Below are 26,819 nucleotides of genomic sequence, written 5' to 3'. Positions count from 1 at the left end.
GCACCCGGCTCCACGGGGAAGGGCGGTCCGCTGCAATAGAGTCGCCGGGCGCGCGGCACACGGGCCGCGCACCCGGGGTGCCCGACGACCCCGGGGGAGTGCAGCGGATCCCAGCGGAGGTTCGGTCATGCGCGTCCCGGCGCACTCGGTCTGCACGGCGATCCGCGACGACATCGTCTCCGGGGTCTTCCCGCGCGGCGGCCGGCTCACCGAGGAACAGCTCGCCCGCCGGTACGGGGTCTCCCGCATCCCGGTCCGTGAGGCCCTGCGCACCCTGGAGGCCGAGGGGTTCGTGGTGATCCGCCGGCATGCCGGGACCCGGGTCGCCGAGCCCACCGCGCAGGAGGCGGCCGATCTGCTGGAGGCGCGGATGCTGCTGGAGCCACTGGGCGCGGCCCGGGCGGCCCGGCGGCGCACCGAGGCGCATCTGCGGGTGCTGCGCGGGCTGGTACGGCTGGGGCAGGAGCGGGTCCGCCGGGACCAGGGCGAGGATCTGCGGGCGCTGGGCGGCTGGTTCCATCAGACGCTGGCCCAGGCGTCGGCCAGCCCGGGGCTGATCGCGCTGCTCACGCAGTTGCGGCACAAGATCGCGTGGATGTACGCCGTGGAGCAGCCGGCCGAGCCGGCGGTGTGCTGGGCGGAGCACGGGGCGATCCTGGACGCGGTGGTGCGCGGCGACGCGGAGCGGGCGCGGGAGCTGACCGCGCTCCATGCCGAGCGCGGCGCCCGGGCGCACCGGCTGCGGCTGCCCCAGCCACCGGGCCCGCCGCACCGCCCGTACCGCCGTCCGCCCCGGCTGGCGACGGCCCCCCGCTGAACCCGGGTGAGCCCCGCTGAGCCCCCGGGTGCCTGCTTGCTTGAGTGCTTGAGTGCTTGAGTGCCTGAGCCCGGCGCCGGGGGCGGCGGGGGCGGGAAGCCGCGGCCACCGGCGGCCCGGCACATGCGAAAAGCCGCGGGCTCTCCTTGGTCGGGGGAAGAGTCCGCGGCTTGTTCCGCCGGCCCCTGAGGGCGGCCGTCTACGAGGCCCGTCGGAACGGGCCGGGGGTGCGGCCCGTGGGTACGGGCCGGGGGAGCGCCGGACGGGGGCGCTCCGGTGCCGGGTGGGGGGGAGAACCGGCACCGGGACCGGGCCCGGGAGACCCCGGGCCGCGCGGCCGGCGGTCAGACCGTCTCCGGCAGCTCCTCCAGGCCCTCCGCGACCAGCTTGGCCAGCCGGTCCAGCGCACCGTCCGCACCCTCGGCGTCCGAGGTCAGCACGATCTCCTCGCCGCCCCGGGCGCCCAGCCCGAGCACCGCGAGCATGGAGGCGGCGTTGACCGGGTTGCCGTCGGCCTTGGCGATCGTCACGGGGACGCCGGACGCGGCGGCGGCACGGACGAAGAGAGAGGCGGGTCGGGCGTGCAGGCCCTCGGCCCAGCCGACGGTGACGCGGCGCTCAGCCATGGTGGTGTCCTTCGGGGGGAAATGGGTTGTCTAGACCAGTGTGCCACGGTACGGGACGCTCCCCGTCCCGCCCCGCGCGCCCGGCGGACGCGCCGCCCGGCCCCGGGCCGCCGCCACCCGGCCCCGCTCCCCGGGGCCGACCGTCCCGACCTCGTCCTTTCTTCCCCGTCCACCCGGCGATCACCCTCCTCGGGACTCCGTGACCGCCGGTCGCGCCGTACTCTTTCGCCATGCGGACCCGGCCGGAACAGACCTATCCCGACCACTGGGAGGCCGATGTGGTGCTGCGCGACGGCGGCACCGCGCGCATCCGGCCGATCACCCCCGACGACGCCGGGCGGCTGGTCAGCTTCTATGAACAGGTCTCGGACGAGTCGAAGTACTACCGCTTCTTCGCCCCGTACCCCCGGCTCACCGCCAAGGACGTCCACCGCTTCACCCATCACGACTACGTGGACCGGGTGGGGCTCGCCGTGACGGTGGGCGGGGAGATCATCGCGACCGTCCGCTACGACCGTATCGACGAGCGCGGACGGCCCGCCTCCGCCCCCGCCGACCAGGGGGAGGTCGCCTTCCTGGTGCAGGACGCGCACCAGGGGCGCGGCGTCGCCTCCGCCCTCCTCGAACACATCGCGGCCGTCGCCCGGGAGCGCGATATCCGGCGGTTCGCGGCCGAGGTGCTGCCCGCCAACAGCAAGATGATCAAGGTGTTCCGGGATGCCGGCTACACCCAGAAGCGCAGCTTCGAGGACGGCTCCGTCCATCTCACCCTGGACCTGGAGCCCACCGAGAAGTCCCTCGCCGTCCAGCGCGCCCGGGAGCAGCGGGCCGAGGCCCGCTCCGTCCAGCGGCTGCTCGCACCCGGTTCGGTGGCCGTCATCGGCACCGGACGCACCTCCGGCAATCTGGGCCGTACCGTCCTGCGCAACCTCCGTGACTCCGGCTACACCGGCCGCCTCTACGCGGTGAACCGGGCGTTCCCCGACGGCTGGCCCGAGGTGGAGGGGGTGCCCGCCTTCCGCTCCGTGGCCGAGATCGCCGCCGCGACCGGCTCCACGGTGGATCTCGCCGTGGTCGCGGTGCCCGCCGAGCGGGTGCCCGAGGTGGTCACGGACTGCGGTGAACACGGGGTGCGCGGACTGGTCGTGCTCTCCGCCGGATACGCCGAGAGCGGCGTCGACGGCCGGCTGCGCCAGCGGGAACTCGTCCGCCGGGCCCGCTCGTACGGGATGCGCATCATCGGCCCCAACTCGTTCGGGATCATCAGCACCGCGGAAACGGTACGCCTCAACGCCTCGCTCGCCCCCCGCTCGCCCGCCCGGGGACGGATCGGCCTCTTCACCCAGTCCGGGGCGATCGGTATCGCCCTCCTGTCGGAGCTGCACCGCCGGGGCGCCGGGCTCTCCTCCTTCATCTCCTCCGGCAACCGCGCCGATGTCTCCGGCAACGACTTCCTCCAGTACTGGTACGACGACCCCGACACCGATGTGGCCCTGCTCTATCTGGAGTCCATCGGCAACCCGCGCAAGTTCACCCGGCTCGCTCGGCGCACCGCCGCGGTGAAGCCGGTCGTCGTGGTCAAGGGCGCCCGGCACAGCGGGAGCGAGCCGCCGGGGCACGCGGTGCCGGTCACCCGTATCCCGGACGCGGCGGTCGGGGCGCTGCTGCGGCAGGCGGGTGTGATCCGGGTCGACACGGTCACCGAGCTGATCGACGCGGGGGTGCTGCTCGCCGGGCAGCCGCTGCCCGCCGGGCCGAGGGTGGCGATCCTCGGCAACTCCGAGTCGCTGGGGCTGCTCACCTATGACGCCTGTCTGGCGGAGGGGCTGCGTCCGCAGCCGCCGCTGGATCTGACCACCGAGGCCACCCCGGCGGACTTCCGGGCCGCGCTGAGCCGGGCCCTCGCCGACGAGGGGTGCGACGCTGTTGTGGTGACCGCGATCCCCTGGGTCGGTGACCACGGCGGTACGGAGTCGGGCGACGGCGAGGTCCTGGCGCGGGCGCTGCGCGCGGCGGTCGCGGAGACGGGGCCAGGGGCGGCGACAGGGACGGCGGGTACGCGGGCGGGCACGGGCCGCGCCAAGCCCGTGGCGGTGGTCCATGTGGAGCTGGGCGGCCTGGCGGAGGCACTCGCGGCGGTACGGGCCACCGCGCCCCCGCCGGAATCCGCGCCCGCACCGGAGCCGGGCCCGGCGACCGTACCGACCGCCACTCCCACCAGCCCTGCCAGCCCGGGAACCCTCGGGGCGCACGAGGCACCTGGGGCCCCCGGGGCCACGGAAACCTCCAGAACGACCCCTGAGGCCCCCGAGCCCCAGGGACTCACGGGGACCTCTGCGACCCCAGAGATCACAAGGACCACAGAAAACACCGAGGCCACCGGTACCACCGGCACCACCGGTACCACCGGCGTACCGGCGGACCCCGCCCCCGACCCCGCCCCCGACCGCGCCCGGATCCCCGCCTACCCCGCCCCCGACCGCGCCGTCCGCGCCCTCTCCCAGGCCGTGCGCTACGCCCGCTGGCGCCGCCAGGCCGCCGACCCCGGCAAGGTCCCCGAGTACGAGGACATCGACGAGACCGGCGCCGCCGCCCTGATCGAGCGGCTCCTCACCGACGGCGACAGCGGCACCCTCCCCGCCACCGACGCCCATGCCCTCCTCGCCCACTACGGCATCCCCGTACGGACCGCGCTCCCCGCCCCCGACCCCGACGAGGCCGTCTCGGCCGCCCGCCGCCTCGGCTACCCCGTCGCCCTCAAGACCACCGCCCCCCATCTGCGCCACCGCCCCGACCTCGGCGGCGTCCGGCTCGACCTCGCCGACGAGCCCCAGCTGCGGCTGGCCTACCGCGAACTGACCGACCAGCTCGGCCACCCCGCCGAGCTGCGCCCCGTCGTCCAGTCCATGGCCCCCCGGGGCGTGGACACCGTCGTCCGCGCCGTCATCGACCCCGCCGTCGGCGCCGTGCTCTCCTTCGGGCTCGCCGGAGCCGCCTCCGAGCTGCTCGGCGACACCTCCCACCGTCTGGTCCCCGCGACCGACCGGGACGCCGCCGAACTGGTCCGGGGCATCCGTACCGCCCCCCTGCTCTTCGGCTGGCGGGGCTCGGCACCCGTCGACACCCCGGCGCTCGAAGAGCTGCTCCTGCGGGTATCACGACTGGTGGACGATCACCCGGAAGTGGTCTCCATCAGTCTTGAACCCGTCGTCGTGGCGCAGCGGGGACTCTCCGTGCTCGGTGCCTCCGTACGGCTCGCCCCACCCGCGACCTTCACTGACCTGGGGCCGCGCCGCCTCCCGAGCTACTGACCGATGTGAGCGCCCGGCGCCCCTCGGGCCCCGTAGGATGGACCGCATGGCGAAGACCGGTACGACGACCCAGGGGCTGCGCGCGGCGATCGAGCGCAGCGGCTACTACCCGGCTCTGGTGGCCGAGGCGGTGGAGGCCGCTGTCGGCGGGGAGCAGATCTCGTCGTACCTGGTGCACCAGGAGACCACGTTCGACGCCAACGAGGTGCGCCGCCATGTCACCGTCCTCGTGCTGACCGGCACCCGTTTCATCGTCAGCCACACGGATGAGCAGGCCGCCGACTCCAGCTCCCCGACGCCGTACGCCACCACCTCCACCGAATCGGTGAAGCTGGACCGGATCTCCTCCGTCGTGGTCAGCCGGGTGGTGGCCAACCCCGAGGCGTACACCCCCGGGACCCTGCCCCGTGAGGTCGTCCTCACCATCGGCTGGGGTGCCGTCTCCCGGCTCGACCTGGAGCCCGCCGCCTGCGGCGACCCGAACTGCGAGGCCGACCACGGCTACACCGGCAGCTCCACCGCCGACGATCTGAGCCTGCGGGTCAGCGAGGCCGGCGACGGCCCGGACACCGTCCGGCAGACCCTGGTCTTCGCCCAGGCGCTCTCCGAGGCCACCGCGGCGACGGCCACCCCGGCCTCGAACCGCTGATGGTCCAGCCCATGACCGCGTCCGCCTGGCCGGACGAACCGGAACCGCTCGCGCTGGGCAGCGCCCCCGTACCCGCGTACGGCCGGGGCTCGCTCGCCGATCTGCTGCCGACCCTCGCCGCCGGGCAGGGTGTCCAGGGGTTCGATCCGCTGCTGCCCGAGCTGACGCCCGCCGACCGGAACTGCGTCTTCCTGATCGACGGCCTCGGCTGGGAGCAGATCAGGAGCCACCCGGACGAGGCGCCCTATCTCAGCTCGCTCCTCGCCACCTCGCGCGGTGGCACCGGCCGGCCGATCACCGCGGGATTCCCGGCCACCACGGCCACCTCGCTCGCCTCCGTCGGCACCGGCCGCACCCCCGGCGCCCATGGGCTCGCCGGGTACACCGTCCGTGACCCGGACACCGGGGAGCTGATGAACCAGCTGCGCTGGCGCCCCTGGACCGATCCGCATCTGTGGCAGCCGTACCCCACCGTCTTCCAGCTCGCCCATGAGGCCGGGGTGCACACCGCACAGGTCTCGTCGCCGCTCTTCGAGCACACCCCCCTGACCCGGATCGCCCTCAGCGGCGGAACGTTTCTGGGGCGCCTCAGCGGCGAGGAGCGCATGGATCTCGCGGCGGAGCAGCTCGGCGCCGCCGATCGCTCCCTCGTCTATACGTACTACAGCGAGGTGGACGGCGCGGGGCACCGTTTCGGTGTCGACTCGGACGCCTGGCGTGGACAGCTGATGTATGTCGACCGGCTGGCCCAGCGGCTCGCCGAGCAGCTGCCGCCCCGTGCCGCGCTCTACATCACCGCCGACCACGGCATGATCGACATCCCCTTCGGCGACGAGTCCCGGATCGACTTCGACGAGGACTGGGAGCTGCGGGCGGGGGTGGCGCTCCTCGGCGGTGAGGGCCGGGCCCGGCATGTCTACGCCGTCCCCGGCGCCGCCGCCGATGTCCTGGCCGTCTGGCGCGAGGTGCTGGGCGACCGCTTCTGGGTGGCCGGCCGGGACGAGGCGATCTCCGCCGGCTGGTTCGGCCCCTCCGTGGACGAGCGGGTCCACGGCAGGATCGGCGATGTGATCGCCGCCGCCTGCGACGATGTGGCGATCATCGCCTCCTCCTCGGAGCGGCACGAGTCCGCGATGGTCGGTCTGCACGGCTCCATGACCGCGGTCGAGCAGCTGGTCCCGCTGCTCGAAGTGCGCTCGTAACCCCCACTCCCCCCTTTCACCCCCCGACCCTTGGAAAGGTGTCAACCCCCCATGCCCGAGCTGGTGTTCTTCTCCGGAACGATGGACTGCGGGAAAAGCACCCTCGCGTTGCAGATCGAGCACAACCGCTCGGCCCGGGGCCTCCAGGGCGTCATCTTCACCCGCCAGGACCGCGCGGGCGAGGGCAAGCTCTCCTCCCGGCTCGGGCTGGTCACCGACGCCGTCGAGGCGGGGGAGGGCTTCGATCTCTACGCCCATCTCGTGGACCGGCTCTCCCAGGGCGGGCGGTGCGACTACGTCATCGCCGACGAGGCCCAGTTCTTCGCCCCGGACCAGATAGACCAGCTGGCCCGGGTGGTGGACGACCTCGGTCTGGATGTCTTCGCCTTCGGTATCACCACCGACTTCCGCTCCAAGCTCTTCCCCGGGTCCCAGCGGCTGGTGGAACTCGCCGACCGGATCGAGGTGCTCCAGGTCGAGGCCCTCTGCTGGTGCGGCGCCCGCGCCACCCACAACGCCCGTACGGTCGGCGGTCTGATGGTCGTCGAGGGCGCCCAGGTCGTCGTCGGCGATGTCAACGCGGGAGACGAGGTGGGGTACGAGGTGCTCTGCCGCCGCCACCACCGACGGCGGATGACCGCCGCCAGCGCACGGGCGGCGGCCCTCTCACCCGATGTCCTCCCGGTGGACGACAGCGCCCCGGCTACGGCCGGGAGCCCGGCCCGGAACGGTGATCGGCCTATGGACCGGTCTGCGGATCGGAACGGTGATCGGCCCGCGGACCGGAGTCCGGCCCGGACGGCGCTGGCCGCGGGGACCGTACGATCCTGAACACCGCGCCCTCCGGGTCCGCCACCGTCGCCGTCCGTCCGCGCGGCCCGTCGTGGGGCGGCTCCACCACCCGTCCGCCCAGCTCGCCCACGCGCTGAGCCGCCCGGTCGGTGTCATCGACCTCGAAGAAGATCATCCAGTGGCTTCCCTGGGAACGGGGCAGCCTGCCCAGCCCGTGCAGCGCCGCCACCGGCCGTCCGTCCAGCCGCAGGGTGACCCGGTCCGTGCCCTCCGCCCGTGACTCCTCCGCCCCGTAGCCGAAGACCGTCTCGTAGAACTTCCGTACCACCACCGTCTCCACGGTCAGCAGTTCATGCCAGACCGGGGTGCCATGGGTGCCGCGCACCGCGGTCCCGGCGAGCGCCGCCCGCTGCCACATCCCGAAGATCGCGCCCACCGGGTCGGCCACGATCGCCAGCCGTCCCGCGTCACCCGCGTCCAGCGGGCCGACCGCCACCGTGCCCCCGCTGGACCGCGCCGCCACCGCGCAGGCATCGGTGTCATCGGTCGCCAGATACGGTGTCCAGGCCATCGGGGCCTCCCGCTCGACGGGAAGCTGCCCGAGACCCGCGACATCCTTGCCGCCGAGCCGGGCGCGGACATAGGGGCCGAGCGGCTGCGGACCGGGGCTGAAGTCCCAGCCGAACAGCTCGTGGTAGAAGGACTGGATCGTATCCAGGCGGTGCACCATCAGGCTCGCCCAGCAGGGCGTGCCGGGGGTGTGCCGAGTCGCCTCGGTCATCGTCACTCTCTCCTCGGACCATTGTGGTGGCCGTGCGGGGGGACGGGATGCGCGGGCAGCCGTACGGACGGTACGGGCCGTGCGCCCCGAGCGCATGTTTCCATGCCTCCGCCGTCCCGCGCGCCCCGGCCGCGCCGTTTTTGGCGGGTTCCCTGCCAGTGATGCCTTCTTCATGGTGCCGGGCGTGATCCGCACAGGGGGAGGGATGTGATCCATTCACGGGGACGGGCCCGGCGTACCGGACCGCGCCCAGACGGCGTGCCCTGCGTACCGGACCGCGCCCAGGCGGCGTGCCCTGCGTACCGGCCCGCCCCAGGGCGGCGGGCCCGGTGTACCGGCCCGCCCCCGGCAGGATGTGGGCGAGGATGGGGCCATGAACGCCATCAGCCCGATCATCTCCGCCGCCGAGCTGGCCGACGCGCTCGCCCGGACCGTCCCGCCCGTTCTGCTGGATGTCCGCTACCGGCTCGGCGGACCGCACGGCAGGCCCGCGTACGAGGCCGGACACATCCCCGGCGCGGTCTTCGTCGACCTGGACGCGGAACTGGCCGCACCCCCCGGCCCCGGCGGCCGGCACCCCCTGCCGGACCCGGAGGACTTCGGCGCGGCCATGCGCCGGGCGGGGGTCTCGGGAGATCGCGCCGTGATCGTGTACGACGCCGACAAGGGCTGGGGCGCGGCCCGCGCCTGGTGGCTGCTGCGCTGGGCCGGCCACCGGAACGTCCGCGTCCTCGACGGCGGGCTCGGTGCCTGGGACGGACCGCTGGAGAGCGGCAGCCCGGTGGTGGCCGGGGGCGACTTCACCCCGGCGCCGGGCGCGCTGCCGCTGCTCACCGCCGACACCGCCGCCGAACTGGCCCGCACCGGGCTGCTCCTGGACGCCCGGGCGGGGGAGCGCTACCGGGGCGAGACCGAGCCGATCGACGCCGTCGCCGGGCACATCCCGGGCGCGGTCAGCGCTCCCACGGACGAGAACCTCGACCAGGACGGCCGCTTCCTCGCACCCGGGGCGCTGCGCGAGCGGTTCACCGCGCTCGGGGCGGTGCCCGGGGAGGTCGGGGTCTACTGCGGCTCCGGGGTCTCCGCGGCACAGCAGGCGGTGGCCCTGGAACTCGCGGGCTTCACCCCGGCGCTCTACGCGGGCTCCTGGTCCGCCTGGTCCCGTGACCCCGCGCGTCCGGTGGCGACGGGCCCCCAGCCGGGCTGATCCCCGGATACCTGTGCCGGTACGGGAGCCTCCGGATGCCGGATGCCGGAGCCGTCGGCGGGCGGGGCTACCCCTTCCGGCGGCGGGCGACGATCCGTGCCGCACGGGGATCCCCCCGCCCGGACCGGTGCGCCTCGGCGATCAGCTCGTCCACGAAGTCGTGCATCTCGCCGCCCAGCGCCCGCGCATGCGTCGCGAAGCCGGTGAGCCGCACCTGCCGCCGGGCCCGCTCCAGGTCCGGCGGCCCCTCCCGGGGCGGGGCGAAGGCGTCCGTCCCGCGATGCACGACCTCCAGACCCTCCTCCTCGATGGCCGCCACCACCTCCGTCAGCGGATGCTGCCGATGGGCGAAGGGGATCCCCGCCAGCCGCTCCCGCCAGCGCGGACGGTTCGCCACCTCCTGGTAGAGCCCCGCCATCTGGAGCCCTTCGGAGGCGGGCTGGCTGTGGCAGTACTGGAGCACCAGCGCCCCGCCCGGCCGCACCGCCCGCGCCATCGTCCGTACCGCCCGGGGACCCCGCGCCACCCAGTGCAGCACCCAGGACGAGTGGACCACGGTGAACGCCCCCGGCTCCAGCTCCAGTTCACCGGCGTCCTGGACGACGGCGGTCACCGGCAGCGCGCCGGCCAGCCGCCGGGTCGCCGCCACCATCGACGGGGAGACATCCGAGGCGTCCACCCGCAGCCCGCGCCGGGCCATCGCCACCGCCACCTCCCCCGTACCGCAGCCGACGTCGGCCAGCCGGCCGCCCGCCGTGAGCAGTTCGGGCACCAGATCGAGGGCGGCCAGTGCCCCCTGGACCTGATCCGCGTTGACCTGGACATACTCCTCGGCCAGCCAGGACTCCGCCTGGCTGCCGGGGGACGGGAGCACCGTCACCGCCGTACACCTCCCTGTCGCGGCCCGGGGGACCGCACGAGCACCTGCACGGGAAGGATCACCCCACCGTTCATTCTCCGGGATACTCCCCGCGCACGCCGGGGGAGTATCCCGGAGGATGAGGAGCAGGAGACCCCTGACCGTGCCGGGCCGCCGCTGTCCCGGCGGGTGGTGCGGACGGTACGGATGGGTACGGATGGGTACGGAGCCGAGGAGATGCTGAGGCGATGACGGAGCGGACACCGGACCCCCCACGGGACACCCCGGACGGCCCCGGCCCCGGCACTCCGCCGCCCGGACCCGACTCCCCGGCCGGCCCCGGCACTCCGCCCGGATCCGATATCGCGCCCGGATCCGATTCCGCGGCCCCCGGGGCGGCACCCCGGCTGACCTGCCTGGTCACCGGGGCCACGGGCTATATCGGCGGGCGCCTCGTCCCCGAGCTGCTCGCCACCGGCCACCGGGTGCGCACCCTCGCCCGTACCCCGGAGAAACTGCGCGACCTCCCCTGGGCCGGGGCGGTGGAGACGGTACGGGGCGACGTCCTCGACCGTGCCTCCGTACGGGCCGCGCTCACCGGCGTCGATGTCGCGTACTACCTCGTCCACTCCCTCGGCGCCGGCCGGGACTTCGAACGCACCGACCGCGAGGCCGCCCGGATCTTCGCCGACGAGGCCCGCGCCGCCGGGGTCGGCCGCATCGTCTACCTCGGCGGACTCACCCCCGCCGACGTGCCCGACCAGCGGCTCTCACCCCATTTGCGCTCCCGCGCCGAGGTCGGCCGGATCCTCCTGGACGGCCCCGTACCCGCCACGGTGCTGCGCGCCGCCGTGATCATCGGCTCCGGCTCCGCCTCCTTCGAGATGCTGCGCTATCTCACCGAACGACTGCCGGTGATGGTCACCCCCAGCTGGGTCCGCACCCGGGTCCAGCCGATCGGGGTCCGGGACGTGCTCCGCTATCTCCTCGCGTCGGCCACCATGCCCCCCGACGTCAACCGCGCCTTCGACATCGGCGGCGCCGATGTGCTCACCTACCGCGACATGATGCGGGGGTACGCCGCCGTCGCCGGGCTGCCCCGGCGGCTGATCGTCCCCGTACCGGTGCTCACCCCCCGGCTCTCCAGCCACTGGGTCGGGCTGATCACCCCCGTACCCCACTCCGTCGCCCGGCCGCTCACCGAGTCGCTGCGGTACGAAGTGGTCTGCCGGGAACACGACATCGCCCGCTACGCCCCCGACGAGCCGGGCCGCCCGCTCTCCTTCCAGGAGTCGCTCACCCTCACCCTGCGACGGATCCGGGAGGCCAATGTGGTCACCCGCTGGTCCTCCGCCGGGATCCCGGGAGCGCCGAGCGACCCGCTGCCCACCGACCCCGACTGGGCGGGCGGCAGCCTCTACACCGACCGGCGGGAGCGGACCGTCGACGCCTCGCCCCGGGCCCTCTGGCAGGTGATCGAGGGCATCGGCGGCGACAACGGCTGGTACTCCTTCTCCCTCGGCTGGGCGGTACGGGGCTGGCTGGACCGGTTCCTCGGCGGGGTCGGGCTGCGGCGCGGACGCCGGGACGCCCAGCGGCTGAGGGTCGGCGACTCACTCGACTTCTGGCGGGTGGAGGAGATCGAACCGGGCCGGCTGCTGCGGCTGCGCGCCGAGATGCGGCTGCCGGGTCTCGCCTGGCTGGAGCTGTACGCCGACCGGGACGAGCGGGGCCGGACCCGCTATCGGCAGCGGGCGCTCTTCCATCCCCGGGGGCTGCTGGGGCACGCCTACTGGTGGAGTGTGTCCCCGTTCCATGCGGTGGTCTTCGGCGGGATGGCCCGCAACATCACCCGGGAGGCGGTCCGGCGCGGGGAGACCGTCTGACGCCCGCCTCCGGGGCGTCCCCGGGGACGGCGGTCAGACCTCGGGGTCGTCGGTGCCGTCGGAGGCGAGGGAGAGCCGGGCCAGGACCCGCTTGCCCACCGGTTCGCGCCGGGCGTGGAAGCTCTCGCTGAGGGCCAGGACGATCTCCAGGCCGTGCCGTCCCACCCGGTCCGGCTGCGGCGGTGCCAGGACCGGGAGCGCGGGATTGGCGTCCCGTACCCCGATCTCCAGCAGGCCGTCGGCCAGCTCCAGCTCCAGCAGGCAGGGGCCCGGGGCGTATTTGCACGCGTTGGTGACCAGCTCGCTGACGATCAGCCGCGCCATCTCCACGGCCTGGGCCGGCACCGGGCCCGTTCCGGTCGTGCCGCCCATCCGGGCGAGGAACTCCCCGGTGAAGCGCCGGGCGGCGGCGATGCTCCCCGGATCCCCGTCGTAGCAGACGGCGGCCCACGGAACGGAGTCCTCCGTCCGGATGCCCCGTCGCTCGGCCAGCCCTGTCCCATTCATGTCCGTCACACACCCCGTGGTCGATCGTGCCGCACGGTGTGTCCTCCGTACGACGCGTCTCGCCTACCCCGGGCGTACCCGCTCACTCCTGAACGTCACTCCTGGACGATTGAGTCCGCTCGGTCCGCTCGGTCCGTTCAGTCGGTCGCGGGTGCGCCGTCCGCGGTCCACTCCTGGCGGCGGACCTCGTAACAGGCGAGGGCGAGCGCGGTGGCCACATTGAGCGAGCCGACCCGGCCCAGCTGCGGGATGAAGACCACGCCGTCGCAGAGGCCCAGCAGCAGCGGGGAGACACCGTGGTCCTCGTTGCCCACCGCGATACAGGTGGGCTCGGAGAGGTCCGCCTCATGGATCGGTACGGCCCGGTCGGCCAGTTCGAGCCCGATCAGCCGGTATCCATCGGCCTTGACCCGCGCGGCGGCCTCGGCCGACCCCTCGAAGCTCTGGATGTCCAGATAGCGGTCGGTGCCCATGGAGATCTTCTGCGACTTGGCGTTGGCCGGCGAGGCGGTGTTCCCGGCGATGTAGAGCCGCTCCACCCCCAGCGCGGCGGCGGTCCGCACGATGGCACCGACATTGAACGGGGACTGCACCCCTTCGAGGAGCAGCGAGATCCGCGACGAACTCTGCCGCTTCCAGGAGCGGTGCAGACGCTTGAGTTCGGTTCCCCTGAGCTGGTGCATGTCTCTCGATCCGCTAGGAATTCACTGGGGGAGGTCGCTGGGCTTCTGGACCTCCAGAAGGCGGTAGCTGCGCTGAGAGAGCAGCCGTGTGGTCGGCAGGCCCTGCGCGTTCAGCCATTTTGCCAGGGAGTCCGAGCCCAGATGCTTCTGGACCACGAGATAGGCGGAGCCGCCGGGCTGGAGGCGGGGGAGCCAGCGCAGCAGCATGGCGTGCATCTCCGGCTTGCCGATGCGGATCGGCGGATTGGAGTAGATGGTGCCGAAGACGGTGTCGTCGGGGACCTCGTCGGGCGTACACGCGGTCACATTGCCCAACCCGGCGGTCTGCGCGTTCTCCCGCACCAGGCCGAGGGCGCGCTCGTTGACGTCGACCGCCCAGACACGCAGACGCTTGCGCCGGGAGGCGAAGGTCAGGGCGATGGGGCCGTAGCCGCAGCCGAGGTCGAGGATGTCGCCGCGGTTCCTGGGCAGGGGGGCGTTCTCCAGCAGCACCTTGGTACCGGCGTCGAGCCGTGAGTGGGAGAAGACCCCGGAATCGGTCCTCAGCTCCAGCTGGACATCGTCCAGGCGGACACCGACCGTGCCGGGGCGGGAGGCCACATCGGGATCCGCCGTGAAGTAGTGCCGGCCTTCTTCGGCCACCTCGATCAACTCCTCGCCGGTTACGCACAGTGATCGAGGGAGGGAGTCGCTGTGCCGCGCCAGTTTACCGTTTCACCAGGAGTCACCTGCCCGGCGAGGGGACGGCCCCCGGCGGGGCACCGGCGGGGGCCGCGCCGAGGGTCGTGGCCGGGGTCGTGCCCGGGGCCGCGCCGGAGCCCCCGGGTGGCACCGGCCGGGCCCCTGGGCCGGCGCTAGCCGATCTCCACCACCCGGGCCCACGCGGGCGGCCCGTACGACTCGTACTCCGGGTTCTCCTCGTCGTACCGCCCCCTCCGCAACGGCCGGGCGAAGAGCCCCACCACCGTCCGGCACGGCGGTGGGTGCTCGGGCCAGGGGGTCTGGCCGTCGGTCAGCGCCACCACCACATCGGGCGGCTGCCGCGCCCCCAGCGCCCGGGCGAAGCCGGCCCGCAGATCCGTTCCGCCGCCCCCGGTCAGCGTGATCCCCTCCGCCTCGCAGAGCGTCCGCGCGAACCCGGCCGCCGCGTCGCAGGAGAGGACGGAGACGAGATCCCGTCGCCCGCCCACCGCCCGGGAGATCGCGGCGACCTCCAGCAGCGCCCCGCCCAGTTCGGCGTCGCTGACCGAACCGGAGGTGTCGATGATCACGGCGACCCGGGGCGGTCTGCGGCGCAGGCTCGGCAGGACGACGCCCGGCACCCCGGCCGAGCGCCGCGAGGGGCGGCCGTAGCTGTAGTCCTCACCGGCGCCGGGCGCGGAGGCCGCCGAGCGGACCGCCGCGCCCAGCAGCTCCCGCCAGGGCTGCGGCGGATGGAACACCTCCTCCGCCCACCGCTGCCAGCTCTTCGGGGCGTTGCCCGGCCGCCCGGTGATGCCCTGGGCGACCCGGAAACGGACCCCGTCCCGCTCCTGCGGACTGAGGCCGTCGGCGCCGTCCGGTCCCAGATCCCAGGGGCGCTCCCGGCCGTCGGCTCCGCTGCCGCAGTCCAGCCAGGTGAAGTCGTCCGTCCGCCGCCCGAGCTGGAACCGGCGCAGATACTCCTCCATCAGCAGGTCCGGCTCCACCCCCAGGGACCAGGGGGTGACGGCGTCCTCGGGGAAGGCCAGCCCCTCTCCGTAGATGTCGTCGTTGATCTCGCAGTCCGCGGCGATGTTCATCCGCAGCCGGTCCCTGGCGCTGTCCAGCCCGTGTTCCCGTGCCACCCGGTCGGAGCGGTCATGGTGCTCGCGCAGCAGGTGGCTGACCTCGTGCACCCAGACCCCGGCCAACTCCTCCACCGGGGTCCGGTCCACGAAGTCGGGGGAGACATAGCAGCGCCAGTGCCGGTCGACGGCCATGGTGAACACCCGCTGTGACTCCACCGTGTGCAGGGCGAAGAGCGCGGTGGCCAGATAGGGGCGGGCGCGGGCGGCGTGCAGACGGGCGGCGAAGAGCTTCTCCCGGTCCAGGGCGCCCGGCATGTCGGCGCCGTCGTGCGGGTAGGGAGCGCCGGTGCCGTCGTGCGGCTGCGGGGTGCCGGTGTCGTTCTGTGGGTACGGGGCTCGCGCGCTCATCGGCGGCCCTCCGCGGCTCCGGTCACCCGGGCATGGGCGCGGTCCGCGCGGCGGGACAGCTCCACCACCCCGGCGAGCCGCTCGATCGACTCCGGAACGTCCCACTCGTCCCGGCGCAGCCCCGCCAGGGTGGTCGCGGGGACGACCACCAGATCGGGTGCCCCGGTCTCCATCGCATGGACCAGCAGTGCCCAGGCCGCGTCCCAGCGGGACCGCTCCGGGCGCCGGTGGACCGCGTCCACCACCGCCTCCAGGGCGGCCTGCCGGAGGTCGCCGCGCTCGGGCAGCGGCACCCCGGCCGGGTCGGCGAGCAGCGCCTCGGGGTCGGGCAGGTCCAGCCGGTCCATCGCGGCCAGCAGTTCCAGACCGGGCCCGTCCCCGACCGCGCCCCGGACCAGCAGGGAGAGCACATCGCGGGAGGTGCCCGCGGCGGTCGCGAAGGCGACCAGGCGTACGGTCATCTCCCAGCTGCGGGGCGACGGCCAGGCGCCGCCCCGGCGGGCCTCCCCGCTGGGCAGCCGGTGCACCAGCGCGGGACGGCCGGTGAGCAGTCCGCACACCGCCCGCCGGGCGCGGTCGACGGCGGTGGTCAGCCGCTCCGGGTCGAGCCGGGGCAGGGTCGCCCGGGGCCAGGTGCCGCCGAGTCCGCGCACCACCACCTCGGGGTCATGGGTCCAGTGGAGATGGACGAACCGGTTGGCCAGCGGCGGGCTCAGCTCCCAGCCGTCGGCCGCCGAGGAGCGGGGGTTGGCGGCGGCCACGATCCGGATGCCGGGCGGCAGCCGCAGGGTGCCGATCCGCCGTTCCAGGACGAGCCGGAGCAGGGCGGCCTGGACGGCGGGGGGCGCGGTGGACAGCTCGTCCAGGAAGAGCAGCCCCCGGCCGGCCTCGACCAGCCGGACCGCCCACTGCGGCGGGGCCATCGGGACTCCGCGCTCGGCGGGATCGTCCCCGACGACGGGCAGCCCGGAGAAGTCGGACGGCTCGTGCACACTGGCGATCACTGTGGTCAGGGGGAGACCGAGCGAGTCGGCGAGCTGGGTCAGCGCGGCGGTCTTGCCGATGCCCGGCTCCCCCCACAGCAGGACGGGCAGATCGGCGGCGACGGTCAGGGTCAGGGCCTCCAACTGGAGGTCGGGGCGGGGCTCGGTGGTGGTGTCGCGGAGCAGGGCCAGCAGCTCTCCCGCGACATCGAGCTGGGACGGACCGGGAGTTCCGGGTGCCCCGGGTGTTCCGGATACCCCGGGTGTCGCGGCTGTTCCGGGTGTCGCGGTCGTGCTGGTCGCGGCGGGCAGGGCGGATGTGATGGTTCCGGGCATGGGTGATCACCTGAGGAGGTCAGAGGAAAAGGGCAGGGAGTACGGGGGTACGGGCGTACGGGGCGGTACGCGTCGCTCAGGGCCGGGCCCGGGGCCGGGCCCTGGCTCAGCGCATGGCCGCCCTGCGGGGACGGAAGCGGCGGTTGCCGGGTAGTGGATCGCCGGACGGGACGGCCCGCCGCAGCTCGGGGCCGGGTTCATCGAATCCCGCGCGGAACAGCCCGTACCGGATCCGCCGCAGTGCGGCCGTCTCCAGTGCGTCACGCAGCGCGCCGTCCCGCAGCGACGCCCCGGGGCCGAGCAGCCCCTCGACGGCGGCGAGCGCTCCGGAGACATCGCCGTGGGCGAGCCGTTCACGGACCGGTTCGAGGCACTCGGGGGTGCGGTGCGCCCGGTCGATCACGCGCAGACAGGGCAGCGGAGTGCCGGTCAGCGCGACCAGCAGCTCCTCCCGGCGGATCTCGTCGGGGTGGTGGTCGAGCGCCGTCAACACCCCGTCGACCAGGCCGATCCGGTGCCGGGCGCCCCGGCACTCGACGATCCGCGCGTCGTCCGCCTCGTCCGTGTCGTGCTGGGGGGACGCGCGGATGCCCTCGGCGACGGTCGCGGTGTCCTCCGGTACGAGCGCCGCCGCGACCAGGGGGTGCAACCGGCCCGGGGTGATCGCCCCGGTGCGCAGCAGCTCCAGATCGGGCGGGGCCCAGGTCGCCGCGTCCGGCAGCACCGGCAGCCGCGCCGCCCGGCCCCGCGCGTCGGCGACGACCCGTAGCGCCCGGTCGTCGTCCGCCACCGGCTCGACGATCAGCCGTCGTCCGGCCCCGAGCGCCACGGCGACCGCACCGGGCGGCCGCCCCTCGGCCCGCAGCAGCAACGCGGCCTCGGCCGCCCACCGTTCGACGGCACACCCCGGTGGCAGCGGTTCGCCGAAGTCGGTCCCGAAGTCGGTCCCGAAGTCGGTCCCGAAGTCGGTCCCGAAGTCGGTCCCGGAACCGGCCCGGGCGGGCGGCGGTCCGCCGCCCAGGGATCGTGTCCGCAGCTCACCGGCGCGTTCCGCGTCCCATAGATGGCGGTGCAGATCGAACCGGAACCGCCGGTGCGGACGCGGCCGTGGATGGCGGCACGCCCCTTCCGGGGGGCGGGAGTTGTCCCAGAGCGCGAGCGAGATCCGCTGCCCCCCGGCCGCCCAGGCGGGCGGCGTCCGCACCACCAGAAACACCGGCCGCACACCGTCCCGCGCGGCACCGTCGTACCGGGCCAGTGCGATGGTCAGCCCCGGCCGCACCAGCCCGTCGGGAGCGACCCTCGGCATGTGCCACCGCAGCAGATCCGGCGCCAGCCGCCGGAGATCCGCCCGTACCCGGGCGGCGAGTTCCCGGCCATGGGTCAGGGCCAGGGAACGTGGTTGGAGGTCGACATCGATTCCCGCGGCGGCACACGCCCCCGCCCAGTCACCGGCGGCACGGCGGGCGGTCGCAGTCTCGATCATGGAAGGCGGCACGGCGAATCGACGCACGCGCGGCCAGAAGGAACGGAGGGCATCCCCATCCGCGATCTCAGTGAGCATCAGCACTCACCGTTCGCGGTAGGGACCCCCATTCTGAAGAAGGAGTGAATGGTCATCGCCGGGGAGCCTACCCGCGGGAGGCCCGCACCGCCAGATATTTCCGGTGTCCCCGCCGAACCGCGGTCATCGCCCGACGGACCCGCCCGACCGGGGAGTTCGCCACTCCCCGGCAGCTGTCCGGGGGATGTCAGTGGCACCGGGGACGATCACCTCATGACGAACCCTGCGGCCATCGCCGCCTACTGGAACGCCGCCGCGGACGGCTTCGACGACGAGCCCGATCATGGGCTTCGGGGGGAGACGACCCGTAGGGCGTGGGCGGAGCGGCTGGCCTCCTGGGTGCCGGACGCGCCCGCGAGTGTGCTGGACGTCGGGTGCGGTACGGGGTCGCTCTCCCTGTTGCTGGCCCGTGCGGGGCATCGGGTGACCGGGGTCGACATGGCCGTGCGCATGGTCGGGAGCGCGCGGGCCAAGCTGGCGGCGGCGGGGCTCGGCGGGCGTTTTCTCGTGGGGGACGCCGCCGCGCCGCCCACGGGCGAGGAGCGGTTCGATGGGGTGGTCTGCCGTCATCTGCTCTGGACCCTGCCGGATCCGCGGGCCGCTCTGCGGGCGTGGACCGCGCGGCTCCGTCCCGGAGGCACGCTCGTCCTGGTCGAGGGGAGATGGCGGCAGGCCGGGGGCGGGACCCCGTATGTGGCCGGGGCGGATGCCCTGCCGTGGAACGGCGGGGTCACCGCCGCCGATCTCCTCGACGCCGTCCGTCCGCTGGTCGCGGAGGTACGGGCGGAGGACCTCGCCGGTGACCCGGAGCTGTGGGGCAGGGCGGTGTCCGATGAGCGGTATGCGGTGATCGCGAGGATCTGACCCGGGTCGCTCCCCGCCTCACCCATCACATGTACCCCGCATCTAACCCCCGAAGAGGGTTAGGTTAGGCTAAGCGAAGTAGCGATTTCTTGGCAGTCGCGCTGCTTTGCGCGCGGTCTGCCCTTTGTCCTGGGAGTCATCCACCGTGCGTTCTGTCCGTTTTCGCAAGACCATAGTCGTGACCGGTTCGGTCCTCTGCGCCGGGCTGGTGCTCAGCGCGTGCGGTGAGTCCGGCACCTCTTCGGACAAGGGCAAGAGCGAGGGCAAGATCACCGTCGCTACGGCCAAGGGAGACCTTGAGGTCCCCCTGAAGCCCACCCGGGTCGCCGCGCTCGACAACACCTCGTTCGCCACCCTCAAGGCCTTCGGCGTGAAGCCGGTCGCGGTGCCGAAGCAGCTGCTGCCGGCGGGCTTCGACGACTGGAAGAACGACTCCTCCATCAAGGACGTCGGCACCCACCGCGAGCCCAAGTTCGAGGCGCTCAACGCGGCCGAGCCGAATCTGATCGTCGGCGGTTACCGGTTCGGCGACCACCACGACAAGCTCTCCAAGATCACCAAGACGGTCGATGTCTCCCCGTCCGACGAGGCCAAGGGCGGCTATGTCGCCTCGCTGAAGACCCAGACCGAGACGCTCGGGAAGATCTTCGGCCAGGAGGCCAAGGCCAAGGAGATCGTCGCCGCCCTGGACAAGGCGGAGGCCGCGGCCGTCGGCGCGACCAAGGGCGAGAGCGTCTTCCTCGGCGTCGCCAGCGCCGGCAAGATCGACAACGGTGCCAGCCGGATCGGGCGTCTCACCCAGCCGCTGAACCTGAAGAACGTGCTCAGCGCCGAGGGCGAGGAGAGCACCTCCGTCCACGACAACTCCGGGCTCGCCCCCGAGACGATCGCCAAGCTCAACCCGGACTGGCTGATCGTGCTGGACCGGGACGCGGCCGTGGGCGCCGAGCCGGGCACCGAGGCCATCGCCGCGGAGAAGCTGGTGAACGGCATGGAGGCCTGGGACAAGACCACCTTCCGCAAGCAGGACCAGGTCATCTACCTGCCGGGCGACTTCTACCTGACCGAGGGCATCCACGCGTACACCGACGCCTTCGACGCGGTGGCGAAGTCGTTCAACGCGGCCGGCTGACCCTCCCGTACGGGAACCCTCCGGCACGGGGACACTCCGCTACGAGGACGCTCCGACAGGGGCGCGATCCTCACGCCGGGCGGCCCCGTGCCCGAACCACCCACACCGGCACGACCCCGGGCCCCCCGCCCGGGGTCGTGCCGGATCCCCCCGCCCCGGAAGCCTCATGCGCCGACTCCCGCTCGCGCTGGCCACGCTCTGTGTGCTGGCCCTGGTCATCGCCTCGCTGTTCATCGGCGGATACGACATCGACCTGCACGCGCTGTTCACCGACCCCGAAGCCAGGAGAATGTTCCTGGTCTCCCGGGTGCCCCGCACACTCGCCCTGATCTTCGCCGCCGCCGCGATGGCCGTCTCCGGCGTGATCATGCAGATGCTGGTGCAGAATCGATTCGTCGAGCCGACCACCACCGGCACCAGCGAGTGGGCCGCCCTCGGTGTCCTGCTGCTCGCCCTGTTCGTCCCCGGGGCCTCCCCCCTGGTGAAGATGGCCGCCGCCAGCACCTTCGCCTTCGCCGGAGCCCTGGTCTTTCTGCTCGTCCTCGGCCGGATCGCGCTCAAGTCGCAGGTCATCGTGCCGATCGTGGGCATCATGCTGGGCGCCCTGGTGAGCGCGGTGACGCTGTACATCGCCTCGTCCACCAATCTGCTCCAGATGCTCGCCACCTGGCGCTCCGGCGGATTCAGCTCCGTGGTGCGCGGCACCTATGAGCCCCTCTGGGCGGTCGGGGCGATCCTGGTCGTCCTGTATCTGCTCGCCGACCGCTTCACCATCGCCGGGCTCGGCCGGGACACGGCCACCAGCCTGGGGCTGCCCTACCGGCGGATCATGTTCGCCGGGCTCGTCATGGTCGCCCTGGCCACAGGCGTGACCACGGTCGTCGTCGGGTTCATCCCCTTCCTCGGACTGATCGTGCCCAATCTGGTCTCGATGGCCCGCGGCGACGACGTGCGCGGCAATCTGCCGTGGGTGGTGCTCAGCAGCGTCGCCCTGATGATCGCCTGCGACCTCGTGGGACGGCTGGTCGTCTTCCCGCTGGAGATCCCGGCGACCGTGGTGCTCGGCGCCGTCGGAGCGGTCGTCTTCGTCGTGATGATCCTGCGTCAGCGAGGGAAGGCCCATGTCTGAGAACCGCTCCCCGGCCCCGGCCCCCGCTGCGGTCCCGGCCCCCACGCGCGATACGCGGGATACGGGGGACGGCGCCGCCGCCGGCCGCCGGGGCATCCCCGTCGCCGTACGGCTCGCCATCCTGGCCTCCCTCGTCGCCCTCTCCGTCTTCTGCTTCCTCTTCCTCTTCATCGAGGGCTCCTTCGACTTCGCCTTCGAGCGCCGGCTGACCGTCCTCGGGACCATGGTCGTCGTCGCCTTCACCCAGGCGGTGGGCACCGTGGTCTTCCAGACCATCACCCACAACCGGATCCTCACCCCCTCGATCATGGGGTTCGACTCCGTCTACATCCTGATGCAGACCCTGCTGGTCGCCACGTTCGGCGGCAGCGTGCTCGCCGCCACGGACGGCATGCCCAAGCTGGTCACCCAGACCCTGCTGATGGTCGGCTTCACCATGCTGCTCTTCGGCTGGCTCTTCTCCGGACGCGGCGGCAGCCTCCATGTGCTGCTCCTCGTCGGCGTGGTGCTCGGCCTCGCCTTCCGCAGCCTCTCGGACTTCCTGCAACGACTGCTCTCACCCGCCGAGTACGACGTCCTCTCGGCCCGGCTGTTCGGACGGCTCAGCAGCGCCGAAGCCTCCTATCTGCCGCTCGCCGGCGCCGTCTGCCTGGTCGTCGGCGTGATCATCTGGCGCCGCCGCTACCGGCTCGACACCCTGCTCCTCGGCCGGGACGCCGCCACCAATCTGGGCATCGCCTACAAGCGCGAGCTGTCGCTGATGCTGCTGCTGATCTCCCTGCTGATCGCGATGTCCACCGCCCTCGCCGGGCCCATGACCTTCTTCGGCTTTGTCACCGCGATGCTCGCGTACCAGATGTCGGGCACCCACCGGCATGTCGTCGTCCTCCCGATGGCGTTCCTCATCGGGCTGCTCACCCTGGTGGGCGGGCAGTTCATCATGGAGCACGTCTTCTACGCCTCCGGCATGCTCACCGTCGTCATCGAATTCGTCGGCGGGGCGGTCTTCCTCGTCCATCTCCTCCGGAAGGGCACCCTGTGATCGAGTTCACCGACATCCGCAAGGCATACGGCGACCAGACCGTCCTCGGCCCGGTCACCGGACAGATCCCGGCGGGCGGCGTCACCTCACTCGTCGGCCCCAACGGCGCCGGGAAGTCCACCCTGCTGACCATCATCGGCCGGCTGACCGAGCCCACCTCGGGCACCGTGACCGTCGACGGTCTCGACGTCCACCGGGCCAAGTCGGCGGATGTGGCGCGCACCCTGTCCATCCTCCGCCAGGAGAACCACTTCACCGCGCGGGTCACCGTACGGGAACTGGTCTCCTTCGGACGCTTCCCGCACAGCCGCGGCCGGCTCACCCGCGAGGACGTCGCCCATGTCGAGGACGCCCTCGACTTCCTCCACCTCGGCGACCTCCAGCACCGCTACCTCGACCAGCTCTCCGGCGGCCAGCGCCAGCGCGCCTATGTGGCGATGGTCCTCGCCCAGGACACCCAGTACGTCCTGCTCGACGAGCCCCTCAACAACCTCGACATGAAGCACTCCGTGCGCATGATGACCCAGCTGCGCCGGGCCGCCGACGAACTCGGCAAGACCGTCGTCCTGATCGTCCATGACATCAACTTCGCCGCCACCTACTCCGACCGCATCATCGCCCTCCGCGACGGCCGCGTCGCGGCCCATGACACCGTCGACGCGATGATGCGCCCCGAGGTGCTGACCGAGGTCTTCGACACCCCGGTCCAGGTCCACGAGGTCGACGGCAGGCGCACGGCGGTCTACTACCGCTGACCCGCGCCCCACCGTCGACCCTGCCGACCCCTCCGCCGAGGAGACCAGGCCGCCGGCCGTCGGCCGTGACCCTCGTGTTCCTCACCCCGCCGGGGTCCGGGCCTCCGAGGTCCGGGCCGTCGGCCGCCGCTTGAGGAAGCGCAGCAGGGCGGGGTTGAAGAGGTCCGAGCGCTCCCAGTGGGCGTTGTGGCCGCACTCGTCCAGGACCTGGGTCCTGACCCGGGGAAGCCGCGCGGCGAGCAGCCGCTGGAGGGGCGGCGGGGTGTAGAGATCACCGTCGCCCCAGAGCAGCAGGGTGGGTACGGTGAGCGCCGCGAGGTGGGCCCAGGTGGCGCGGACCGCGTGGGGCTGGGTCAGCGGGCGGCCCGCGACCGCCCGCCGGTTGATCTCCACCCAGCGGGCAACGCCGGCGGGGTCGGCCGCCCGGTAGGCGGGGCCCAGCTCCCGGAACGCGGCGGGCAGGCTGTTCCAGGCGGCCGGGCGGAGCGAGGCCAGCAGCGCCCGGTACTCCGGCTCCTGGACCCCGGTGACACTGCCCGCGAGGGTCAGGGAGCGCAGCCGCTCCGGATACCGGAGGGCATGGTCGAGGGCGATCCCGCCACCCGCCGCGACCCCGACCACATGGCAGCGGCCCAGCCCGAGCGCGTCGGCCAGGGCGAGCAGATCCCCCGAGCCGGTACCGGGACGCTCCGGGTCCCCGTGCCCGGAACCGGCGGCCCCGCGCCGGGAGTAGCCGATCACCCGGAACCCGGCCCGCGCGAGAAACGGCTGCTGGTACGGCCAGCTCTCCGCGCTTCCGCTCGCGGGGTGGAGCAGGACGACCGGGGCACCGTCGCCACCCGTGTCCCAGTACACGAGCCGCGCCCCGTCCACCTCCACACTTCCCTGCCGCGCGGCGGCCTGCTCCGGTACGGGGATCACCCGGATCGGGCTTCCGTTCCCCGCTCCCTCCGCCGTGTTCCCGCCCGCCGTGCTTCCCTTCGGGGCGCCTCCCTTCGCCGCGCTCGCGACACCGCTCCCCGCGACCACGGTGGCCGTGGCCCCACCGGTCAGGGCGCCCGCCCGGCGTAACACGGCACGCCGCCCGACCATCCTTCCGCGCCGTGACGCCGCCCGCCGTCCCGACCGCGCCGACCGGTCCGCGCGCTCCGCCCGGCCCTCTTCCCCGCTGCTCCCCGTACCGCCTCTGCTCCCCGTACCGCCGTCCACCGCCGTGCCTCCCTGCCGTCCGGCCGCGCCGGGGCGGGTGCCCCGGGCGCACCGAGTCTGGCGAGGGGTGCGGGTGATCGGCACGGAAGGGGGCGGATTCACAGAGAACCGACAGGTCCCGGTGTCCGGATCCGACGCGCCCGTACCCCGACCCCTCACGACGACCGGGTTATCACCCGGCCTCCGCCCCTTCGCCACGGCACACCCCCGGTTCGGTTCATATAATCGGCCAGGCGTGAACGCGGGAACGGGCCATCGGCCGTGGCACATGGACGGTGGCGAACCAGAGCCGGAACAACGGGGATCACAGCATGGTATTCGTGGACAGTGCCGCGCCCGGCGCGGCCGGGGAGCAGTCCGTACAGCTGAACCGGGTCGCACCGGAGGGCCCGTCGGCGGCGGGCGGGGGCACCCCGGACCTGGCGTCGACACCGGCGGCCAAGCGCTCCGCCGCCGCCACCATCGAATCGGAGCTGGAGCCCGGCACCAAGAAGGCCGGCGATCTGCCCGACGACGCCAACGGCAAGGTCATGAGCGGTCTCGACGGCTGGGCAACCGCCGCCGGGATGAAGACGGTTCAGGAGACCTGGGACGGGCAGGTCAAGAAGCTGCTGGGGCGGCTCGCCGGGGAGAAGGGCGCGCTGCGCGCGACCGCGGGCACCCTCCAGGCCACCGATGGCGAGCGCAAGGCCCGGATCGGCGCCGTCCAGTCGAAGCTCGACACGTACTAGACCGCCGCCGCCCGGTACGCCCCCGACGCGGGCGCCGGGCAGCTCCCGAGGGGGACCACCATGCTGACGTATCACGATGTCATGACGGCCGATTTCGGCGGGCTCTCCGCCGCCGCGGACAAGTGGCAGGACACGGCGAACGAGCTCGCCAAGGTGGAGAAGCGCTACCGGGACAGCGTGGAAAAGATCACCATGGACCGTGCCTGGCTCGGCGAGAGCGCCAACGCCGCCCGGGCCAACTTCGCCGCGACCCGCTACGAGTACGAGGCGGCCCAGACCCAGGCCAAGGCCACGGCGGTGCTGCTGCGCAACGCGCACGCCCAGTTCACCGAGTTGAAGAAGCAGTTGGAGTCCAGCCGGGCCGACGCCGTCAAGGCCGGGATGAAGGTCTCCGAACAGGGCCATGTCTCCTACGACTACGACCGGCTCAGCGCCCAGGAGCGCGGTACGGCGCTGAACCACCCCGGTCACGCCAAGGAGATCCAGACCGCTGTCCAGAGCTGGCAGGACCACCTCCGCGACCGGGTCACGTTCGTGGACGACGCGGACAAGGACCTCAAGAGGGACCTGGAGGCGGTGGTCAAGGACGCGGGCGGCGACAAGAGGGACGCCACGGCGGGCGGCTTCAACGGCGACGCGGGGAAGATCGCCGCCTCCGACGACCAGGCCAAGAAGGTCCGGACCGAACTCGCCTCCGTTGTGGAGATGAAAGACAACGAGACCCTCGACGACTATCTGAAGCGGCTCCAGCGCGAGGGCATCACCCGGCTGACCGGCAGTGAGCAGCTGGGGAAGACGATTACCGCGTATCTGGCGGGTACGGGCAAGGCGGTGATGGTCGCCCAGGCGCTGTACGCCTCCGGGATGTGGAGTCACAAGCTCCACAAGTACCTCAAGACCGGGGTACCGATGAGCGCCCCCGGTACCCTGGCCGCGCGGGTGGTCAACCCCCGGCTGGCCTCGGCTCAGCCGGGAAGCCTGCTGAGCAGGGTCCCGCCGAATTTGGCGCGTGCCATGTACGGCTCCGACCTGGCCGCCGAGTTCGGCGCGTACTGGCGTACCAGGACCAATGAGTACGTCATCCCCAAGGCCCATCAGGCGAATCTGGTCACGGCGGCCAAGAACGGCGGGCTCGGGCAGGCCGCCAAGGCGGCCGGCTGGATGCGCGGTATGACCGTTGTCGGCAGCGCTGGGGCGACCATCTACGGTGTGGCGAACCTGGCCACGTACAACACCGACATGATCAAGGCCAACCCGGACAAGTTCGCCACCGATCTCACCGGTACGGCGTTCAACGCCTCCATGACGGCACTGGCGGTGGCGCCCAACCCGGTCACGGCGGGACTGGCCATCGGTACCGGCGTGGCCTATCTCGGTGCCACCGCCTGGGAGAACCGCGAGGCGATCATGAACGCCGGCCGGGAGGCGGCGGAGTGGACCGGGAAGACGGCCGAGAAGATAGGGGACGGTGTGTCCAAGGGCCTCGACAAGGTCGGGGACGGCATCGCGAGCGGAGCGAAGAAGATCTTCAATAATCCGTTCGACTGATCCGCCCCGGCCCATCCGTATCGCCGTAC

At 73.1% G+C, this 26,819-nt stretch carries 23 protein-coding genes and 1 pseudogene; 14 read left to right on the top strand and 10 right to left on the bottom strand.

Annotation, left to right across the window (positions count from 1 at the left end; translation table 11 throughout):
* Window positions 1–127 precede the first annotated feature (127 nt).
* Window positions 128–817: a GntR family transcriptional regulator gene (locus tag ABT354_RS20720; protein WP_351495827.1), complete on the top strand. Its 690-nt coding sequence runs from the start codon at window positions 128–130 to the stop codon at window positions 815–817.
* Window positions 818–1,161: 344 nt separating this feature from the next.
* On the opposite strand, the gene ABT354_RS20715 is transcribed toward ABT354_RS20720, so the two are convergent.
* Window positions 1,162–1,443, bottom strand: coding sequence for an HPr family phosphocarrier protein (locus ABT354_RS20715; RefSeq protein WP_351495825.1), 282 nt, complete (start codon window positions 1,441–1,443; stop codon window positions 1,162–1,164).
* A 230-nt stretch (window positions 1,444–1,673) separates the two neighbouring features.
* On the opposite strand from ABT354_RS20715, the gene ABT354_RS20710 reads away from it, so the two are divergent.
* The 4 genes and pseudogenes from ABT354_RS20710 to ABT354_RS20695 form a co-directional block, all read left to right on the top strand.
* Window positions 1,674–4,754, top strand: a complete 3,081-nt coding sequence (locus ABT354_RS20710; protein ID WP_351495823.1) for a GNAT family N-acetyltransferase — start codon at window positions 1,674–1,676, stop codon at window positions 4,752–4,754.
* A gap of 46 nt (window positions 4,755–4,800) precedes the next feature.
* Complete coding sequence (locus ABT354_RS20705) at window positions 4,801–5,403, top strand: DUF5998 family protein (RefSeq protein WP_351495821.1); 603 nt, start codon at window positions 4,801–4,803, stop codon at window positions 5,401–5,403.
* On the top strand, window positions 5,403–6,605 hold the full coding sequence (locus tag ABT354_RS20700) for an alkaline phosphatase family protein (protein ID WP_351495818.1): 1,203 nt from the start codon (window positions 5,403–5,405) through the stop codon (window positions 6,603–6,605). The genes ABT354_RS20705 and ABT354_RS20700 overlap by 1 nt, the downstream gene beginning before the upstream one ends.
* Before the next feature lie 51 nt (window positions 6,606–6,656).
* Window positions 6,657–7,292 (top strand): annotated as a pseudogene (locus ABT354_RS20695) (thymidine kinase); the annotation flags it as partial.
* Window positions 7,293–7,344: 52 nt separating this feature from the next.
* Here ABT354_RS20695 and ABT354_RS20690 read toward each other — a convergent pair.
* Window positions 7,345–8,178: a VOC family protein gene (locus tag ABT354_RS20690; RefSeq protein WP_351495814.1), complete on the bottom strand. Its 834-nt coding sequence runs from the start codon at window positions 8,176–8,178 to the stop codon at window positions 7,345–7,347.
* A 373-nt stretch (window positions 8,179–8,551) separates the two neighbouring features.
* Here ABT354_RS20690 and ABT354_RS20685 point away from each other — a divergent pair, with 373 nt between their 5' ends.
* Window positions 8,552–9,385: a sulfurtransferase gene (locus ABT354_RS20685; RefSeq protein ID WP_351495812.1), complete on the top strand. Its 834-nt coding sequence runs from the start codon at window positions 8,552–8,554 to the stop codon at window positions 9,383–9,385.
* Between the two features lie 67 nt (window positions 9,386–9,452).
* On the opposite strand, the gene ABT354_RS20680 is transcribed toward ABT354_RS20685, so the two are convergent.
* A complete protein-coding gene (locus ABT354_RS20680; RefSeq protein ID WP_351495810.1) occupies window positions 9,453–10,265 on the bottom strand; it encodes a class I SAM-dependent methyltransferase in 813 nt (270 codons plus the stop codon).
* 227 nt (window positions 10,266–10,492) lie between these two features.
* Between ABT354_RS20680 and ABT354_RS20675 the strand changes: the two genes are divergently transcribed.
* Window positions 10,493–12,130, top strand: a complete 1,638-nt coding sequence (locus ABT354_RS20675) for an SDR family oxidoreductase (RefSeq protein WP_351495807.1) — start codon at window positions 10,493–10,495, stop codon at window positions 12,128–12,130.
* 33 nt (window positions 12,131–12,163) lie between these two features.
* Here the strand turns inward: ABT354_RS20675 and ABT354_RS20670 are convergent, their stop codons facing one another.
* The 6 genes from ABT354_RS20670 to ABT354_RS20645 all read right to left on the bottom strand — a co-directional run bounded on the left by ABT354_RS20670 (window position 12,164) and on the right by ABT354_RS20645 (window position 18,380).
* Window positions 12,164–12,637, bottom strand: coding sequence for an ATP-binding protein (locus tag ABT354_RS20670; RefSeq protein WP_351495973.1), 474 nt, complete (start codon window positions 12,635–12,637; stop codon window positions 12,164–12,166).
* Between the two features lie 137 nt (window positions 12,638–12,774).
* A complete protein-coding gene (locus tag ABT354_RS20665) occupies window positions 12,775–13,320 on the bottom strand; it encodes a TrmH family RNA methyltransferase (RefSeq protein ID WP_351495805.1) in 546 nt (181 codons plus the stop codon).
* Window positions 13,321–13,341: 21 nt separating this feature from the next.
* Complete coding sequence (locus ABT354_RS20660; RefSeq protein WP_351495803.1) at window positions 13,342–13,962, bottom strand: class I SAM-dependent methyltransferase; 621 nt, start codon at window positions 13,960–13,962, stop codon at window positions 13,342–13,344.
* A gap of 212 nt (window positions 13,963–14,174) precedes the next feature.
* Window positions 14,175–15,404, bottom strand: coding sequence for a vWA domain-containing protein (locus ABT354_RS20655; protein WP_351495971.1), 1,230 nt, complete (start codon window positions 15,402–15,404; stop codon window positions 14,175–14,177).
* Window positions 15,405–15,493: 89 nt separating this feature from the next.
* Window positions 15,494–16,816: an AAA family ATPase gene (locus ABT354_RS20650; RefSeq protein WP_351495800.1), complete on the bottom strand. Its 1,323-nt coding sequence runs from the start codon at window positions 16,814–16,816 to the stop codon at window positions 15,494–15,496.
* Between the two features lie 106 nt (window positions 16,817–16,922).
* Window positions 16,923–18,380: a hypothetical protein gene (locus tag ABT354_RS20645; protein ID WP_351495798.1), complete on the bottom strand. Its 1,458-nt coding sequence runs from the start codon at window positions 18,378–18,380 to the stop codon at window positions 16,923–16,925.
* A 213-nt stretch (window positions 18,381–18,593) separates the two neighbouring features.
* Here ABT354_RS20645 and ABT354_RS20640 point away from each other — a divergent pair, with 213 nt between their 5' ends.
* The 5 genes from ABT354_RS20640 (at window position 18,594) to ABT354_RS20620 (ending at window position 23,302) form a co-directional block, all read left to right on the top strand.
* Window positions 18,594–19,244 (top strand): class I SAM-dependent methyltransferase, encoded by a 651-nt coding sequence (locus ABT354_RS20640; protein WP_351495796.1) that lies wholly within the window; start codon window positions 18,594–18,596, stop codon window positions 19,242–19,244.
* Window positions 19,245–19,422: 178 nt separating this feature from the next.
* Complete coding sequence (locus ABT354_RS20635) at window positions 19,423–20,376, top strand: siderophore ABC transporter substrate-binding protein (RefSeq protein WP_351495794.1); 954 nt, start codon at window positions 19,423–19,425, stop codon at window positions 20,374–20,376.
* Between the two features lie 166 nt (window positions 20,377–20,542).
* Window positions 20,543–21,505, top strand: a complete 963-nt coding sequence (locus ABT354_RS20630; RefSeq protein ID WP_351495793.1) for an ABC transporter permease — start codon at window positions 20,543–20,545, stop codon at window positions 21,503–21,505.
* Entirely contained in the window at window positions 21,498–22,547 is a 1,050-nt protein-coding gene (locus ABT354_RS20625) for an iron chelate uptake ABC transporter family permease subunit (RefSeq protein ID WP_351495791.1), read from the top strand. Before ABT354_RS20630 ends, ABT354_RS20625 begins: the two co-directional genes overlap by 8 nt.
* Window positions 22,544–23,302, top strand: coding sequence for an iron ABC transporter ATP-binding protein (locus tag ABT354_RS20620; protein ID WP_351495789.1), 759 nt, complete (start codon window positions 22,544–22,546; stop codon window positions 23,300–23,302). Before ABT354_RS20625 ends, ABT354_RS20620 begins: the two co-directional genes overlap by 4 nt.
* A gap of 81 nt (window positions 23,303–23,383) precedes the next feature.
* Here ABT354_RS20620 and ABT354_RS20615 read toward each other — a convergent pair whose 3' ends face one another.
* Window positions 23,384–24,376, bottom strand: a complete 993-nt coding sequence (locus ABT354_RS20615) for an alpha/beta fold hydrolase (protein ID WP_351495786.1) — start codon at window positions 24,374–24,376, stop codon at window positions 23,384–23,386.
* 455 nt (window positions 24,377–24,831) lie between these two features.
* Here ABT354_RS20615 and ABT354_RS20610 point away from each other — a divergent pair, with 455 nt between their 5' ends.
* Entirely contained in the window at window positions 24,832–25,242 is a 411-nt protein-coding gene (locus ABT354_RS20610) for a hypothetical protein (protein ID WP_351495784.1), read from the top strand.
* A gap of 60 nt (window positions 25,243–25,302) precedes the next feature.
* A complete protein-coding gene (locus tag ABT354_RS20605; RefSeq protein ID WP_351495782.1) occupies window positions 25,303–26,790 on the top strand; it encodes a hypothetical protein in 1,488 nt (495 codons plus the stop codon).
* The last annotated feature ends 29 nt before the right edge of the window (window positions 26,791–26,819 follow it).

It is taken from the genome of Streptomyces sp. NPDC000594 (assembly GCF_040299965.1).
Taxonomy (GTDB): domain Bacteria; phylum Actinomycetota; class Actinomycetes; order Streptomycetales; family Streptomycetaceae; genus Streptomyces.
This window is presented reverse-complemented; position numbering and strand designations above follow the sequence as displayed.